This is a genomic window from Salicola sp. Rm-C-2C1-2, from assembly GCF_040196175.1.
In the GTDB taxonomy this organism is placed as follows: Bacteria; Pseudomonadota; Gammaproteobacteria; order Pseudomonadales; family Oleiphilaceae; genus Halospina.
The window spans coordinates 295,214-310,618 of record NZ_JBEFNF010000001.1; the positions used below are offsets into that span (position 1 = coordinate 295,214).

The window sequence follows — 15,405 nt, forward strand, 5'->3', positions numbered from 1 at the left end:
GGCGCTGATCCGCGGCGGGAGTGTGGATGAACAGCGTGGAGCGAACCCTTTCCGAACTGGCTGAACTGCTGGGCGCCGAGCTCCGTGGGGATTCCAGCAAGCGGATTACCGGCTTGGCTACGCTCGCCAGCGCCGATGGGGATGACGTTAGTTTTCTGGCCAATGACAAATACGCGCGTCAGCTCGCGACAACCCGGGCTGGCGCGGTTCTCGTCCGGCCAGGTGAAACCAGTCAATGTCCGACCAACGCGCTCGTAACCGACGATCCCTATCGGTGCTTTGCAAGGCTGAGTCATCTTTTCAATCCAGAGCCGGTACCCGAGGCTGGAATCCATCCTTCTGCGTGCGTTGCTGACAACGCCTCAGTTGCCGAATCCGCCTGGGTTGGCCCCGGGGTCGTGATTGAGCAACATGCGGAGGTTGGCGAACGCGTACGATTGGGCGCTAATTGTGTGGTGGGCGCAGGCGCTTGTGTTGGTGCGGATACAGTGCTGGCCGCGCATGTAACGCTCTATCATGGTGTGAGTCTGGGCGAGCGCTGTCGGATCAGCAGCGGGGTTGTGGTCGGGAGCGACGGTTTCGGGTATGCGCATACCGGCGAGAGCTGGGAGCGGATAGCACAGATCGGAGGCGTGCTTATTGGGGATGATGTGGATGTAGGTGCCAACGCAACCATTGACCGGGGTGCTCTGGACGATACTGTCATTGGCAGTGGCGTGAAGATCGATAACCTGGTGCAGGTCGGCCATAATGTACAGGTTGGCGATCATTCCGCCATGGCAGCCCAGGTGGGTATCTCAGGCAGCACGCGCATCGGGCGGGACTGCGTTTTCGGCGGTGCCTCCGGAATCGGTGGCCACCTGACCATCGCCGATGGCGTGCAGCTTACCGGTATGACCATGGTTACCCGTAGCCTCAAGGAAGCGGGAGTGTATTCCTCAGGGACAGGGGTGGAACCCAATCGTGACTGGCGTCGCAGTGTGGTCCGGTTTCGTCAGCTCGACGATATGGCTCAGCGCCTGCGCCAGATTGAAAAAAAACTCAGTGAATGACGTCGGGGCTTTGGCGCATGCAGATTGAAGAAATCATGGAATACCTACCGCACCGTTATCCGTTCCTGATGGTGGATCGGGTTACTGAGGTGCGTGCCGGCGAATACATTGCGGGCGTCAAGAATATTTCCATTAATGAGCCTTACTTTGAGGGCCATTTTCCCGTCAAGCCTATTATGCCCGGTGTGCTTATTGTGGAGGCAATGGCTCAGCTTTCCGGAGTTCTTGGCTTCGTCACGGTGGGCCGCTCACCAGCGGACGGCTTCACCCACTATTTCGCAGGCTGCGAAAAGGTCCGGTTCAAGCGTCAGGTGGTGCCCGGCGACCAGCTGACGCTGGAAAGCACACTGGTAGCGGACAAGCGCAATATCTGGAAGTTCGACTGTAAAGCCTGGGTCGGCGATGAACTGGCTTGTGCTGGTCAGATCATGACCGCCGAGGGGGCCATTTAATGACCGCCCACGCTCATCCGGGAGTGCACCCCCAGGCCATAGTTGATCCCGGAGCCCGTCTTGGGGAAGGGGTTACTGTGGGTCCCTGGACCTGGATCGGGGCTGACGTGGCGATTGGTGACAACACTGAGATCCGCTCGCACGTGGTCATCAACGGCCCCACTCGTATCGGTGCCAATAACCGCATCTTCCAGTTCGCCAGTGTTGGGGAAGAGTGCCAAGACCTCAAGTACGGGGGTGAGCCCACTACTCTGGTGATTGGTGATGGCAATATCATCCGTGAAAGCTGCACTTTGCATCGTGGCACGATTCAGGATCGGGGCGAGACCCGAATCGGTAGCAGCAATCTGTTCATGGCCTATGTGCATGTGGCCCATGATTGTGTAATCGGAAGCAACACCGTTCTGGCCAACTGTGCAACTCTGGCCGGCCATGTGGACATCGATGATTATGTCATTCTCGGCGGCGGCACTATGGTGCATCAGTTCTGTCATCTAGGCGCTCACGCGATGACTGCTGGTGGCAGTATCGTACTTAAGGATGTGCCCGCTTTTGTCATGGCCGGAGGTCAGTCCGCCGGGGCGCACGGGCTCAACATAGAGGGTTTGAAGCGCCGTGGCTTCAGCAAGAGCATCCTGCATGAGCTGCGGCGCGCCTACCGTATTGTCTACCGTGAGGGTCTGACTCTGCAGCAGGCGATTGAACGCCTGGAAAATGAGTTTGAAGGCAGTGATGAAGTTTCACTTTTTGCCAGCACCCTGCGGCGGGCGGAACGCGGCATCGTCCGCTGAATCGCTATGGAACCGATGCTTGCCCGCGGATCAGTGCCGTCTCCCGGCCCTGTTATTGTGCTCGTCGCCGGTGAGGCTTCCGGTGACCTGCTGGGCGCGGATCTTATTCTCAGTCTGAAACGTCACTTTCCCCACGCCCGGTTCGTTGGCATTGGAGGCGAGCGGATGATTGCTGCTGGTCTTCAATCCATTGTACCCATGGAGCGCCTTTCGGTAATGGGGCTGGTGGAAGTGCTCGGGCGCATCCAGGAGCTGTTCGATATCCGTGCCCGGGTGCGTGACTATTGCCTGAACAATCGCCCCGCCGCGCTCATTGGCATCGACTCGCCGGATTTCAATCTCGGGCTGGAACGCCAGGTTCGGGATTCGGGTATCCCCACTGTCCATTATGTCAGCCCCTCGGTCTGGGCCTGGCGGCGCGGGCGCCTTAAAGGCATTGCTAAAGCGGTGGACTTGATGCTGACACTGCTGCCGTTCGAGGCCAGCATCTATCGCGATCACGGTATCCCGGTGCGCTTTGTTGGTCACCCAATGGCGGATCAGATCCCGCAAGAGCCGGATCAGCATGCGGCCCGCCAAGCCCTTGAGCTATCTGAAGCCGGGCAGGTTGTAGCGTTGCTGCCCGGCAGCCGGGGCAGTGAAGTTGCTGGTCTGGGGCCGCTCTTTCTGGAGACCGCCGAGTGGCTTGCCAGGGCCATGACAGAGGCGCCCACCTTCGTGATCCCCTGCATCAATCGCCAGCGGCGGCAACAGCTTGAAACCATGATCCGGGACAATGCAGCCTGGCAGGCTTTGGATGTGAAGCTTGTGGACGGCCAGTCCCGGACCGTGATGACAGCCGCCGATACCGTTCTTCTGGCATCCGGTACCGCCGCTCTGGAAGCAGCTCTGCTCAAGCGCCCCATGGTGGTGGCCTACCGCGTGAATGCATTGACGTTCTGGATCGCCTCGCGTCTGGTCTATGTCGAGCACGTGGCATTGCCCAACCTGTTGGCTCCGGAGCCAGTGGTGCCCGAGTTTCTTCAGGAAGACGCCGCAGCCGAGGCGCTGGGCGAGGCACTGCAAACGCGCCTGACAGCGCCGGAGACCATTGAGCATGAGCGCGCCATCTTTTCGGACATTCATCATCAGTTGCGGCGTAATGCCAGCGACCGCGCTGCTGAGACGGTGGCCGCGTTGATCCGTGGTGACCCCCTTCCGCAGGACCTGGAGGACACATGAATCCATATGACCTGATGGTGCCCTACGAAGGACGTTATCTGGCGGGTGTGGATGAAGTGGGCCGCGGGCCACTGGCCGGCCCGGTGGTCACTGCGGCTGTGATCCTGGACCCGGACAATCCGGTGGCAGGCCTCCGGGATTCGAAAAAACTCAGCGAACGCAAACGTGAGGCCCTTTTCAACGTTATTCAGGAACAGGCTCTAAGCTGGGCATTGGGGCGCTGCGAGGTGGCTGAAATCGACCGACTGAATATCCACGGTGCGACCATGCTGGCTATGAAGCGAGCAGTAGCGGCGCTGGCACCCCCGGCCGAATACGTGCTGGTGGACGGTCATCGCTGCCCCCAATGGCGTTGGCCGTCACTGGCGGTCGTGAAAGGGGATGGGCGCGTGGATGCCATCGCTGCTGCCAGCATTCTGGCCAAGGTCAGCCGCGACCACGAAATGGTTGCGCTGGATGAGCAATACCCGGGTTACGGGCTTGCCGGCCACAAGGGGTATCCCACCAAGGCTCATATTCAGGCATTGCATGCCCAGGGCGCCAGCCCGATTCACCGGCGCTCCTTTGCCCCAGTCAGCAGGCTTTGAGAGGCGCTCTCAGGCGCCCACCAGCTGATCGAAAATCCGGAATCCGGCAATGTAGGTACCGGCTGCCGAGCCCACCGAAGATAGGATGAAAATCAGCAGAGTGCGTGAAACCCGGTTGCGCCACCATCCCTTCATCTCGGCCACGTCATGACGCAGATTCGAGAAATCCGCCACTTTGGGCCGACGCAGCATGAGTTCCACGCCGGCCGCCACAAAGCCGGCGCCCACCGTCGGGTTGAGCGAGGTCAGGGGGGCCGCCAGGAAAGTTGCCGCAATGGTCAGCGGGTGGGCCAGGGCAATGGCCGAGCCCAGGGCTGAGAGCGCGCCATTGATCAGGAACCACTCGGAGACCAGTCTGATGCCGAGATCGGTATCCCGACTGAATCCGATCGCAAAGCCCGCAATCACCAGCGCTGCCACCACCCAGGGCAGGTAACGGAGGAAACGCCCTCCAGCTGGCACCTGCTCCAGAGTTGCGCGCTCCTCTGCTGGCTCTGGGGAGGGCTCATCCTCAAGGTGGTTGCGCAGCCCTTTCAGATGACCGGCACCAATGATGACCAGCACATTGCGATGGTTCTTACCGGCCAGTGACTCCATCAGTCGCAGCGCCATGTAGCGGTCACGCTCGGAGATCAGCGGGTGATAGAGCTGCTCCGACTGCTCTGCGAATTCCGCGAAAGTGGACTCCAGAACGTCGCCTTCCTTGAGCTGCTCAATGCTCTCCGGGCTCACCGTCTCACGAGTGAGCAGGCTGGCGAACAGGCCACTGCCGAGCTGCATGCGCTGCCACCAGGAGACACCACGCCAGACCCGGCGCAGGGTGGCGCCAATGTCGCGGTCGATCATGGTTACGGGCAGGTCAGCGGCCTGGGCTTCATGCAGGGCTGCTTTCATCTCTGCTCCGGGCTCAATACCGGATTCCTCAGCCACGCGCTGCTGGAACGCGCCCATGGCCAGATGCGCCGCTACCATCCCGGCCTGGCCGTTGCGCAGCACCTGGAACAAGTCCATCTTGGCCATACGGTCCGGATCGGCCAGGTTCTGGTAGCGTGAATCGCACAACTCCAGCGCCACGGCGTCGTAATCGCCAGAGCGGATCAGCTCGGAGACTTCATCCGCAGACGCTTTCGAGACGTGGGCCGTGCCCACAATGGTGAAGGTGGTTCCGGCGTGTTCTACAACAGCGCGCGGGCCCTGATGATCCTGTTCGCCCATGGGGATCGTACTCACTGGCGCAAAAGCGCGATTGTCACCTGTAGGCGCCCGCCCCGCAAGCGATCGGAAGTCAGACTTCGAGGCCTGTGATCACCGATGGGGGTGGTTTGACCGGGTCGCGGGTTAAGCGCATCATCAATGTGTGATTGATGTCACACTAATTCAGAACGAGGAACGATAGTCATGGCCAATACCAAAGCCTACGCCGCTACCGCGCCGGATTCCGGCCTTGCACCCCACGGCATTGATCGCCGGGAACTGCGAACCGATGACGTTGCCATAGAAATTGACTATTGCGGGGTTTGTCACACGGACATTCACTTCGCTCAGAACGACTGGGGCATCACTCAGTATCCGCTGGTACCGGGGCATGAGATCGTCGGGCGTGTCACGGCTGTTGGCGAGCAGGTTCAGGGGTACAGCGTGGGAGACCGCGTTGGCGTTGGCTGCATGGTGGATTCCTGCCGCGAATGCGAAGCTTGCAAGGATGGCCTGGAGCAGTACTGCCTGGATGGCATGACAGCCACCTACAATGGCCGAGACCGCCATGATGGGTCAGTTACCTTTGGCGGCTATTCCGAGAAGGTCGTTGTCAGTGAACGCTTCGTCGTCAGCATCCCGGAAAAGCTGGAAATGGCTCACGCTGCACCGTTGCTGTGTGCCGGCATCACCACTTATTCGCCGCTGCGCCACCACGGTGTGAAAGCTGGTCACAAAGTGGGCGTCATCGGCATGGGCGGCCTTGGCCACATGGGTGTCAAATTTGCCCGAGCACTGGGCGCCGAGGTGACAATCTTTACCCGCTCCGAGAGCAAAGTGGCGGAAGCGAAGAAGCAGGGTGCCCATCATGTGGTCATCTCCACCGATGAGCAGCAGATGAAGGAAGCATCCGAGACCTTCGATTTCATGCTGGATACCGTCCCCGTTCAGCACGACCTCAACCCTTATCTCAACTGCCTCAAGTATGATGGCACCCACATCCTGGTAGGCTTGCTGGAACCGGTGGAACCGGCCGTGAATGCGGGCGCCCTCGTGGGTAAGCGCCGGGTGCTGGCCGGCTCCCTCATCGGTGGTATGCCGGAGACTCAGCAAATGCTGGATTTCTGCGCCGAGCATGATGTGCGGTGCGATATCGAGATGCTCGATATGCACAACATCAATGACGCGTTCGAGAAAGTAAAGAAGGGTGAGGTGAAGTACCGCTATGTGATTGACATGGCGACCCTGAAAAGCGCCTGAACGGTACCACTGATCGCTTGCGATCCGGTCAATCCTGATGGGGATTGTCCGCCCCTAGAGCTCGTCCGATGAAAGCGCTCTCGCAGGGGGTGGTGCTGAATTTCAGCGGATGGCCAATCTGCTTCTGGCAGGTGCCGTCGCCACGATCGACTTCGATCACCATATGCCGTGCCTGGATGTGGGGATGGTGTGTTGCTTCGCTCAGGGTCAGCACCGGCTCCACACAGGCGTCCTGCTCACTGAAGATTGCCTGCCATTGCGCCAGTGTCTTCGCCGCGATGGCGTCCCGCAGTGCGTTCTTGAGGGTCTGTTGGTCTTCCGGTTTCGGGCTGAGTCCTTTAGCGGCCAGTTCCGGGCGGCCGATCACGCTGAAAAGCTGCTTGGCGAACGGTGGTTCCAGACTGCCGACGGAGAGCCAGCGTCCGTCCGCCGTCTGGTAGTAATCATAGAAAGCGCCGCCATTGAGCATGCCGCTCTCGGGCGCCGGTTCTTCTCCGGTGGCCAGCCAGGCAGCGCCGGCCATGGCGTTCATGGCGAAGGCGGCGTCCGTCATGCTGATGTCCACATGCTGGCCCTCGCCAGTCTCGCGCTGGTGGATCACGGCTGCCAGTATGCCCATGACCGCGTGATGGGAGCCGCCGGCCACATCCGCCACCTGGATGCCCAGCGGCGGCGGGCCACTTTCAGCGCGACCGCTGTAGCTGGCGACTCCAGACAGTGCCAGGTAATTAATGTCATGCCCAGCGCGGTCGCGGTAAGGGCCGGTCTGGCCGTAGCCGGTAATGCTGCAGTAGATCAGGGCCGGGTTGATCGCTTTCAAGTTGTCGTAGTCCAGCCCGAATCGCGCCATAACCCCTGGGCGGAACTGTTCGACCACCACATCGTATTCTTGTACCAGTTCCTTGACGCGTTCAACCGCCTCTGGCTCCTTCAGGTTTAGTGCCAAGCTGCGTTTGCCCCGGTTCAGGTAGGCGTGGGCAGTGGCGACCCCGCCCTCATGGGGCGGGGTCATGCGTGTCAGGTCCATGCGATCCGGTGATTCTACCCGCAGCACTTGCGCGCCCATGTCCGCCAGCATCATGGTGGCGTAGGGACCTGGAAGCAGCGTAGAGAAGTCGAGCACTTTTACGGAGGTAAGGGGTCCGGCCATCTGGGTTTTGTCCTCTCTTCTGGATGGCTCTACCATACCCGTCTGTAGGCAGGCGTCCACCGGCGTCGACGCTCAAATCCATTGACCAATCCGCTCACGGAAACACACGCCCATGACTCGCCTTACCGTTTCCGCTCATTTTGTGACTGCAGCTCTGGCCGGGGCCAGGCGCCAGGGGTATGACACGCACGCGATGATGCGCGAGGCGGGGATTGATCCGCAGCTGATTGAGCAGGAACAGGCGCGCGTGACCGGCAACCAGTACACACGGCTGATGCAGGCCATCTGGGCGGCCATGAGTGACGAATTCATGGGGTTGGCGCCGGCGCGCAGCCGCCCTGGTACCTTTGCAACGCTGTGCCAGCTGGTGATCCACTGCGATAATCTGGATTGTGTGCTGCGCCGGGCGTGCCATTACTACGGTCTTTTCGAAACCGGGATCACCATGCCGTTGGTAATTCGCGGCGAGGAGGCACAGATCAGGATTCAGGCCGAGGTACCGCTGGACGAAGACAGCCATCACTTCCTGCAGGAGTCATTGCTTGTCATCTGGCACCGACTGAGCTCCTGGCTCATTGGTCAGGGCATCCCCCTGACCCGGGTAACCTTCAACTACCCTGAGCCGTTCCACAGTCATGAATACCGCGGCATCTTCCACGCCCCACTGCTGTTCGACCAGCCTGAAACCGGGCTGGTCTTCCCCGCTCGTTACCTGCAGGAACCGGTGATCCGGGACGAGCTGGAAATGCGTCACTTTCTGATGACGTCGCCAGCCGATCTTCTGGCCCGCCCAGACGACCGCAACAGCTATACCGCTCGCATTCGGGCGCTGATAGGGCGGGACTTCACCCAGCCCATCTCCGATTTTGAGACGATTGCCCAGCAGCTCAATACCAGCCCGCAGACCCTACGTCGGCGTCTGCGGGCCGAGAATACCTCCTTTCAGGAGATCAAGGATAACCTGCGGCGGGATATCGCCATCGTTCATCTGACAAGGGACCAGCTGTCCATCAATGAAATCGCCCACCGTGCGGGTTTCACGGAGACCTCAACCTTTCATCGCGCGTTCAAGAAATGGACGGAGGTAACCCCCGGGGCCTACCGTTCACGCTTCTGCTCGTAAAGGCGCTGGTCCGCGTAACGCAGCAACGTGCGGGAATCCGCCAGGCCCGGCTGCTCATTGCCTGCTACGCCAACGCTGAACGCAACAGGAATGCGGTGGCCTCCCCACTCCAACGGCTCTTCAGCTATACGTTCCTGCAGGCGGGATCCGACCTGTGTGGCGGTCTGCATACTCTGGTTAGGCAGTACGACCACAAACTCGTCACCGGCGAAACGGAAGACGCTGTCGTCCTCGCGCAAGAGCCGGCGCAGGGTCTCTCCTAGATGGCAGAGGTAAGCATCGCCACACTCGTGGCCATAGTCGTCATTGATCCGCTTGAAGCTGTCGCAGTCTATGAACAGCAGCGACAGCGGCATCTGATAGCGACGGGAACGGCTCAGCTCTTTCTGTAGGACCGTTTCCATCTCACGGCGGTTGCGTAGGCCGGTCAGCGAATCCCGGGTTGCCAGGCGCCGCAGTTGCTCACGTGCCACTGCCGAGTCCAGGCCCAGAGAGGTTTTAACGGCCAGCTGTTCCAGAAAGAAAGCATCCATATCCCGGCTGTATCGCCCAGCGTCCCGTGTGCCGAGAATCAGGCCTCCGGCGAGACGATCCTCAACCACCAACGGCAATATGGCCATCGAACGGATTGCGTTTTGCCAGAGCGGGGGAACGAGGTATTGGTAACCCCGGGTATCGGGAATCAGTAAAGGCGCATGACTGGCGCCGGTCAGGTGAAGGAAATCCGCTGCTGGGGCCGTGATCAGCAGACTGAGCGCTCCCTCTTCAGCCAGCATGCCATGCAGCGGCTGGTTGGCTTCTACATCCGTAAGCACCAGCCAGACTTCGTCCAGTCTGAAGCGTTCCCGCACACGGTCCACCAGTCGATCGACGAAGGCCGCACAGTCCCGGCACCCCATGATCTCGCGCTCAATCTCAAAAAGATTACGGGCAATCTGCTCATTGCGGCGGGCATGCTCGAGCAGCGATTCCAGTGAAATGTCGTCAGGGTAGTGTTGGAAGGCTTCCGGCATGGCCGTGTTTCACCCCATCGTGTTTTACCGCGCAGGCCCCATGAACTGTTTCGAACCCTATCACGGCTGGTGCCCGTCGTCAGTCCACAGGGTCCCAACGACTATATAAAGTGGGGGACCGACATTGGAGGCACGCTGCGAAGCACTATTTGTCCCAAATTCTTAATATAATCCTTGACGGGCGGGGCGCTTTTCCCTATTGTACGCATCACATCGGCGGGCAGTGGCCCAACGGTGACAAAGCAGTTGCGGGGTGGAGCAGTCAGGTAGCTCGTCGGGCTCATAACCCGAAGGTCGTTGGTTCGAATCCAGCCCCCGCTACCAGATTCCAAAGAAGCAGATCAGTTATGACTGGTCTGCTTTTTTTTATGTCTTTAACTATCGGAAAGCTTCCCGGAGGGCGTGTTGACGGCGCTTCAGCTGTATTCATTCCCCGATCCGCCATCAGGCACTGCTGCGGGAAAGCGGCAATCTGTTGCGCCAGTTCCAGTCCGCAGGCCACGGCGTAACCGGAAACGGCCGTACTAACCGGTTTGTTGAGCGTCATCCGTGTGGGTCCCATGGGGCCGGGACCCGTGCCTGCCGGATCCACGCTGTTGCGTGCGCTCGGGCCGCTCCCAGTGCATCCGCTGTTTCCTGATCCACTGCGTTCTTTTTCTCTAGTCTATCCAAGGGGTGTTGTCAGGCGAGCTTTTTCCATGCCGCAGGCTTGGAAATGGACGGGATGCCCGGCGGGGCACTGTGCTAGGCGCGCTCGCGCAACTGGGGTGAGGGTACCAACGCGGGGATAACCGCCAATGGTCTGGCGGTCATTCATGAGGCAGATGGGCTGGCCGTCAGGGGGGACCTGAACGGCGCCAGCGGGGATACCTTCGGAGACCATGGCGGCGTTGCGGCAGACCAGTTCGGGGCCGGTGAGGCGGATGCCCATGCGGTCGGCGCGCGTGTCGACCGCCCACTGTCGGTTAAAGACCCAATAGAGGCTGTCGCCATCAAACCCGGCAATCTGTCCCCCGGGAATGAGCGGGAGCCCGGCTGGTTGTTGATAGTCGATGCGCTGTGCTTGCGGAACCGCGGTGTTGGCAGGCAGGTCGTTTGGCGGTTTCTTCGGAAATTGCAGTTCGTCTCCGGTTTCCAGGGGCTGGCCTCCGCCCTTGTGGCCACCGAATCCTTCACGCGTCACACAAGCGACGCTGCCAAGGCTGACCTCCCCCAGCCATCCGCCGGGAGCCGCCAAATAGGCGCGCAGGCCGCCGCGCGGCAGGTCGAATGTCACCCGATCACCACGATGTACGCCAAATCGCTGCCAGGGCAACAGGGTGGTTCCGTTAAGGCAGGCGCCAAGGTCCGCACCGCAGAGCGCCAGCGTGGTGCGGCATTGAGCGACCAGTGACAGGCCGCCAATGGCAATCTCCAACACCGGGGCCCCGCTGTCATTGCCCAGCAGCGCATTCGCCCAGCCGGCTGCATGCCAGTCCACGGGGCCGCCCTGGGTTATACCCAGGTGCCGCACGCCGAACCGCCCGGCATCCTGGAGCAGGGCCTGGGGGCCGGCTTTCTCAACATGCAGGGCACCGGTCTGGTTCATACGCTTGACTCTGCAACGGGTGTGGGGTCGCCGCCGAGTTCGATGAAGTCGTCACGGCTGACCGATAGGAAGCGGACGCGGTCGCCGGCTTCGAGCACGGTCATGGGCTCACGCCCGGGGTCGAAGAGCGTCAGCGGCGTACGGCCGATGAGGTTCCAGCCACCAGGTGTAACCTGCGGATAGGCCGACGTCTGGCGTTCTGCGATGGCAATGCTGCCCCGGGGAACATGCTGGCGTGGTGTCGCCAGCCGTGGTGTCGCCAGTGGTGCTGTCACCAGCCCCATGAACGCAAACCCTGGAACAAACCCCAGCGCGAAAACCTGGTATTCGGTCGCCGCATGGGTTTCGGCAACCTGCTGGGAGGACCAGTTGTTGCGTTCCGCAATCAATGCCAGTTCCGGGCCCACGCTGATGTCATACCAGACCGGGATTTCCACCAAACGTCCGCTCGCCTCATCGTCATCGGGAGCCAGCTGTTCGAGGATTTGTTCCAGCAGGGCTCGTGAGCTGGTGTCGGTTATCCGCCCGGGGTCGTACTGCACCAGCACGGTTGTATAGGAAGGCACCAGTTCGACGAGTGCTTTGCCAAAGGTGCTCTGGCAGTTCCGGCAGAAAGCGGTGATCCAGCGGCGATTGGCCGGGTCGATCCGGTCGGCGAATCGCACGATCCAAGCCTCGATACCGGCATTTTCAATCCGGGGCACCATAGTCATGCATCAGAGGCTGGTGGGTTTACAACCTGGCGGATACGCTGGATGGCGGCGATCGATTCCGGGTTGTCGCCGTGCACGCAGAGCGTACTCGCCTCCATGATGAGATCCTGGCCGTGCCTGGTCGTAATCGGTTCGCCGAGGGCGATGCGGCGAGCCTGTTCCACAATGGCCTCCGTGTCCTGGTGGACGGCCCCGGGTTCGCGTCGGCTGACCAGGTGGCCGCCGCTGTCGTAGGCACGGTCGGCAAAGGCTTCCAGCCAGAGGGTGATGCCGTGCGAGGCAGCGAGTGATCGCACCGGGTGGTTGTCGCGGGTGGCAAGCACCATCAGCGCCAGCGCGGGATCGAATGCTTTAACCGCGCGCATCACGGCGGCGAGTACGTCATGATTGTTCATCATGTCGTTATAGAGTGCCCCATGTGGTTTAACGTAACCCACCTCAGTGCCTGAGGCACGGCAGAAGGCGCTCAAGGCACCGATCTGGTAGAGCACCAGATTTTCTATTTCATCATGAGAGCAGGCCATGGAACGCCGACCGAAGCCCATCAGATCCGGATAGGCTGGATGTGCCCCAATGGTAACGCTATGGCTTACGGCGAGCTGTACAGTGCGCCGCATGTGATCCTGGTCTGAAGCGTGGAAGCCACACGCCACGTTGGCTAGATCCACAACGGGCATGACGGCCTCGTCCATACCCATGGCCCAGGGTCCGAAACTTTCGCCCATGTCGGCGTTCAGTCGCAGTGCTGTCACGATGGTTTCGTCACCTCGGAGCTGAAGGAAAATGGGATCGTAGGCCAAGGATACTGCAATCTTAGGGGGATAGAACAAGTAAGGGGCTGCCCCATGTGGCGTGAGCTGAGGTGGACCCATCGGCGATGAGTTGCTTGCTTGTCGGATATTATTAACTACACATTAGGGGAGGCAGAAAATGATGCCATCACTCAATATCAGGGCCACCAGTTGATGACAGCGCAGCAGCCGCTTCTCCATACCCAGCAGAAAATTCAGGAGATGATCGCCGAGCACAGGCCCCTTGAAGAAGTGCTGGCCGAGATCACGCGTTTCGTTGAGCAGATGCTCCCGGGGGCGCTTGTGTCAGTGATGCGATATGATGCCCACAGCGATACGTTGAGTCTGGTCCCCTCCTATCGCTTTTCCGCCCGTTTTACGCAAGCCATGCAGGATGTGCCTGTGGGTCCGGATGTGGGGGCCTGCGGCAGTGCGGCGTATCACCTGGCCATGGCGGTGACCCCGGATATCCGGGTGGATTCGCGCTGGGAGGGGTACCGCTCAGTCGCGCTGGATGAGGGACTTCGAGCCGCCTGGTCCGTCCCCATTCTGTCCTCGGAGGGTCATGCACTGCTGGGCACCTTTGCAACCTACTATGGCTATTCGACTACCCCTTCAGAAACCGATGTTTTCAATCTCCAGCAGGCAGCCGGGCTGGCGGCGCTGGCGATCGTTCGGGATCAGGATCTGCGTCGCTACCGTGATCTGACAGCGCGCTATCAGTCTCTCTATGAGCATCACCCGGATGGTGTTTATGAATTGGATCTGGAAGGGCGCCTGCTGCGGGGCAATAAAGCCCTGGAGAGTATTACTGGCTATACCGAGGCTGAGTATGTGGGCCGTTTCTTCAATGACTTCGTTGACGGTGCCTATCAAGCCCTTACTCAGCGGTGTTTCGAGCAAGCCAGGGTCGGAGGCGCTCCCACTCATGAAGCACGGGGCCTCTATCCCAACGGCGGGATCTATGACCTGGAGGTGACTCACTTTCCCGTGCGGGTTGAGGGTGAAATCGTCGGGGTTTTCGGTATCTGCCGGGATATTACCGAACGCAAGGAGCAGCAACGGTTGATCGCGTACCACGCGAACTACGATGCGGTTACCGGGCTTCTCAACCGGGTGGCCTTTGAGGAAAAGTTGCTCACAACTCTGCATGAGGCGCGGAGAACCGGGGACCAGGTCGCTGTCATGTACCTTGATCTGGATGGATTCAAGCCGATCAATGAGGGCTTTGGTCATCAGGTGGGCAATAAGCTGCTGGTGCGCGTGGCCGAGCGACTCCAGGAACTGCTTGATACGGACGCTGTTGTGTCGCGGGTTGTGGCGGATGAATTTGTGCTCTTGTGGCGGGGTGTTGAGAATCGGCAAAAGATGGAACAGCTTGCCTGTGTGATTCTCGAGTCACTCTGCCGGCCGCTTGAGGTGGGTGGTCAGGCGCTGCATCTGAGCGCCAGCGTGGGCCTTGTGCTGGATGATGGTGAAACAGAGTCCCCCATACTCGTCCAACATGCCAATATCGCCATGGAAGCGGCCAAAAGCCGTGGCATGAACACCTGGCACTGGTACGAGAAGGAGCGCTGCCCGGTAACTCAGGATGAGATCCTGCTGCGTCATGATCTGCGCCTGGCTCTGGATCAAGGGGAGCTGGCGCTGCATTACCAGCCACTGATTGATGCTGCGTCCGGTGAATGGCACGGGGTGGAGGCACTGGTGCGGTGGTATCACCCTGAGCGGGGCTTGATTTCACCCAGTGTTTTCATACCGCTTGCTGAGCAGACAGGGCAGATCATCGAGGTGGGGCGCTGGGTACTCAGGCGCGCCTGCGAGGATGGCATGAGACGCTGGCGGGAGGGTTATGAAGTTGTGCCCGCGTCCGTGAACATTTCCACAATGCAGTTCCGGCGCCGCAACTTCGTGGAGGACATCGAGAAGATTCTTGAGGAAACCGGTCTGCCGGGCCACCTGCTTGAGCTGGAGGTTACCGAGGGGGTTCTGCTGGATGATGCGCATGAGACCATTGAGCTGATGAGCCGGCTTGCGGGGCTGGGAGTCAGCGTATCCATTGACGACTTCGGTACCGGCTACTCCAGTCTCCGATACCTGCGGGACCTGCCCGCCAGCAAGATCAAACTCGACATCTCTTTCATTCGCGACATTCTTACCAATCCCGACAACATGGCGATTGTCCAGGGCATTATTACCATGGCGCACCACATGGGTCTCAAAGTAGTCGCAGAGGGTGTTGAGACTGAGCAACAGCGCGATGACCTCATCACCCGCGGCTGCGACATAGCGCAGGGTTTTCTGTTTTCCCCGGCTGTGCCGCTTGGCGAACTTGGGGCGCTGCCTGCCCGGTTTGCTGATCGGCGTTGAGCCGTTTAGGTTTAATAACCGGTTTAGAGCCACATTACGTATTATCCACACTTTGAACGGGGAGTAGCTTCTGTAGGGTGAATAGTTTGATGGATCCCGG

At 60.2% G+C, this 15,405-nt stretch carries 14 protein-coding genes and 1 tRNA gene; 9 read left to right on the forward strand and 6 right to left on the reverse strand.

Annotation, left to right across the window (positions count from 1 at the left end; translation table 11 throughout):
* Positions 1-26 precede the first annotated feature (26 nt).
* Genes lpxD through rnhB form a run of 5 tightly spaced genes read left to right on the forward strand, consistent with a single transcriptional unit; the run spans position 27 to position 4,103 of the window.
* Positions 27-1,052: a UDP-3-O-(3-hydroxymyristoyl)glucosamine N-acyltransferase gene (lpxD, locus tag AAF659_RS01340; protein WP_349749903.1), complete on the forward strand. Its 1,026-nt coding sequence runs from the start codon at positions 27-29 to the stop codon at positions 1,050-1,052.
* A 17-nt stretch (positions 1,053-1,069) separates the two neighbouring features.
* On the forward strand, positions 1,070-1,504 hold the full coding sequence (gene fabZ, locus AAF659_RS01345; protein WP_349749904.1) for a 3-hydroxyacyl-ACP dehydratase FabZ: 435 nt from the start codon (positions 1,070-1,072) through the stop codon (positions 1,502-1,504).
* A complete protein-coding gene (lpxA, locus tag AAF659_RS01350; RefSeq protein ID WP_349749905.1) occupies positions 1,504-2,295 on the forward strand; it encodes an acyl-ACP--UDP-N-acetylglucosamine O-acyltransferase in 792 nt (263 codons plus the stop codon). The genes fabZ and lpxA overlap by 1 nt, the downstream gene beginning before the upstream one ends.
* A 6-nt stretch (positions 2,296-2,301) precedes the next feature.
* Complete coding sequence (gene lpxB / locus AAF659_RS01355; RefSeq protein ID WP_349749906.1) at positions 2,302-3,516, forward strand: lipid-A-disaccharide synthase; 1,215 nt, start codon at positions 2,302-2,304, stop codon at positions 3,514-3,516.
* A complete protein-coding gene (gene rnhB / locus AAF659_RS01360; protein ID WP_349749907.1) occupies positions 3,513-4,103 on the forward strand; it encodes a ribonuclease HII in 591 nt (196 codons plus the stop codon). The genes lpxB and rnhB overlap by 4 nt, the downstream gene beginning before the upstream one ends.
* A 9-nt stretch (positions 4,104-4,112) precedes the next feature.
* Here the strand turns inward: rnhB and AAF659_RS01365 are convergent, their stop codons facing one another.
* A complete protein-coding gene (locus AAF659_RS01365; protein WP_349749908.1) occupies positions 4,113-5,318 on the reverse strand; it encodes a TraB/GumN family protein in 1,206 nt (401 codons plus the stop codon).
* A gap of 183 nt (positions 5,319-5,501) precedes the next feature.
* On the opposite strand from AAF659_RS01365, the gene AAF659_RS01370 reads away from it, so the two are divergent.
* Positions 5,502-6,557, forward strand: coding sequence for an NAD(P)-dependent alcohol dehydrogenase (locus AAF659_RS01370; protein WP_349749909.1), 1,056 nt, complete (start codon positions 5,502-5,504; stop codon positions 6,555-6,557).
* Between the two features lie 28 nt (positions 6,558-6,585).
* Here AAF659_RS01370 and AAF659_RS01375 read toward each other — a convergent pair whose 3' ends face one another.
* Positions 6,586-7,707: a CaiB/BaiF CoA transferase family protein gene (locus tag AAF659_RS01375; RefSeq protein ID WP_349749910.1), complete on the reverse strand. Its 1,122-nt coding sequence runs from the start codon at positions 7,705-7,707 to the stop codon at positions 6,586-6,588.
* Positions 7,708-7,819: 112 nt separating this feature from the next.
* Here AAF659_RS01375 and AAF659_RS01380 point away from each other — a divergent pair, with 112 nt between their 5' ends.
* Positions 7,820-8,830 (forward strand): AraC family transcriptional regulator, encoded by a 1,011-nt coding sequence (locus tag AAF659_RS01380; protein WP_349749911.1) that lies wholly within the window; start codon positions 7,820-7,822, stop codon positions 8,828-8,830.
* Here the strand turns inward: AAF659_RS01380 and AAF659_RS01385 are convergent.
* Positions 8,806-9,843, reverse strand: a complete 1,038-nt coding sequence (locus AAF659_RS01385) for a GGDEF domain-containing protein (protein ID WP_349749912.1) — start codon at positions 9,841-9,843, stop codon at positions 8,806-8,808. The two genes, AAF659_RS01380 and AAF659_RS01385, sit on opposite strands and share 25 nt — an antisense overlap.
* 247 nt (positions 9,844-10,090) lie before the next feature.
* Between AAF659_RS01385 and AAF659_RS01390 the strand changes: the two genes are divergently transcribed.
* Positions 10,091-10,167 (forward strand) — tRNA-Met (locus AAF659_RS01390).
* Between the two features lie 340 nt (positions 10,168-10,507).
* On the opposite strand, the gene AAF659_RS01395 is transcribed toward AAF659_RS01390, so the two are convergent.
* From AAF659_RS01395 to AAF659_RS01405, 3 genes are read right to left on the reverse strand one after another with little or no spacing between them, the layout of a single operon-like run.
* Positions 10,508-11,431: a 5-oxoprolinase subunit C family protein gene (locus AAF659_RS01395; protein WP_349749913.1), complete on the reverse strand. Its 924-nt coding sequence runs from the start codon at positions 11,429-11,431 to the stop codon at positions 10,508-10,510.
* Complete coding sequence (pxpB, locus tag AAF659_RS01400) at positions 11,428-12,144, reverse strand: 5-oxoprolinase subunit PxpB (RefSeq protein WP_349749914.1); 717 nt, start codon at positions 12,142-12,144, stop codon at positions 11,428-11,430. Before pxpB ends, AAF659_RS01395 begins: the two co-directional genes overlap by 4 nt.
* A complete protein-coding gene (locus tag AAF659_RS01405) occupies positions 12,141-12,896 on the reverse strand; it encodes a 5-oxoprolinase subunit PxpA (RefSeq protein WP_349749915.1) in 756 nt (251 codons plus the stop codon). Before AAF659_RS01405 ends, pxpB begins: the two co-directional genes overlap by 4 nt.
* 213 nt (positions 12,897-13,109) lie before the next feature.
* Between AAF659_RS01405 and AAF659_RS01410 the strand changes: the two genes are divergently transcribed.
* Entirely contained in the window at positions 13,110-15,305 is a 2,196-nt protein-coding gene (locus AAF659_RS01410) for a putative bifunctional diguanylate cyclase/phosphodiesterase (protein ID WP_349749916.1), read from the forward strand.
* Positions 15,306-15,405 lie beyond the last annotated feature (100 nt).

Coding starts and splice junctions, on each gene's coding strand:
- AAF659_RS01395 (WP_349749913.1), bottom strand. CDS start 11,431: ATGAACCAGACCGGTGCCCTGCATGTTGAGAAAGCCGGCCCCCAGGCC.
- lpxD (WP_349749903.1), top strand. CDS start 27: ATGAACAGCGTGGAGCGAACCCTTTCCGAACTGGCTGAACTGCTGGGC.
- AAF659_RS01385 (WP_349749912.1), bottom strand. CDS start 9,843: ATGCCGGAAGCCTTCCAACACTACCCTGACGACATTTCACTGGAATCG.
- AAF659_RS01380 (WP_349749911.1), top strand. CDS start 7,820: ATGACTCGCCTTACCGTTTCCGCTCATTTTGTGACTGCAGCTCTGGCC.
- AAF659_RS01410 (WP_349749916.1), top strand. CDS start 13,110: ATGACAGCGCAGCAGCCGCTTCTCCATACCCAGCAGAAAATTCAGGAG.
- rnhB (WP_349749907.1), top strand. CDS start 3,513: ATGAATCCATATGACCTGATGGTGCCCTACGAAGGACGTTATCTGGCG.
- lpxB (WP_349749906.1), top strand. CDS start 2,302: ATGGAACCGATGCTTGCCCGCGGATCAGTGCCGTCTCCCGGCCCTGTT.
- lpxA (WP_349749905.1), top strand. CDS start 1,504: ATGACCGCCCACGCTCATCCGGGAGTGCACCCCCAGGCCATAGTTGAT.
- AAF659_RS01370 (WP_349749909.1), top strand. CDS start 5,502: ATGGCCAATACCAAAGCCTACGCCGCTACCGCGCCGGATTCCGGCCTT.
- pxpB (WP_349749914.1), bottom strand. CDS start 12,144: ATGACTATGGTGCCCCGGATTGAAAATGCCGGTATCGAGGCTTGGATC.
- fabZ (WP_349749904.1), top strand. CDS start 1,070: ATGCAGATTGAAGAAATCATGGAATACCTACCGCACCGTTATCCGTTC.
- AAF659_RS01375 (WP_349749910.1), bottom strand. CDS start 7,707: ATGGCCGGACCCCTTACCTCCGTAAAAGTGCTCGACTTCTCTACGCTG.
- AAF659_RS01365 (WP_349749908.1), bottom strand. CDS start 5,318: ATGGGCGAACAGGATCATCAGGGCCCGCGCGCTGTTGTAGAACACGCC.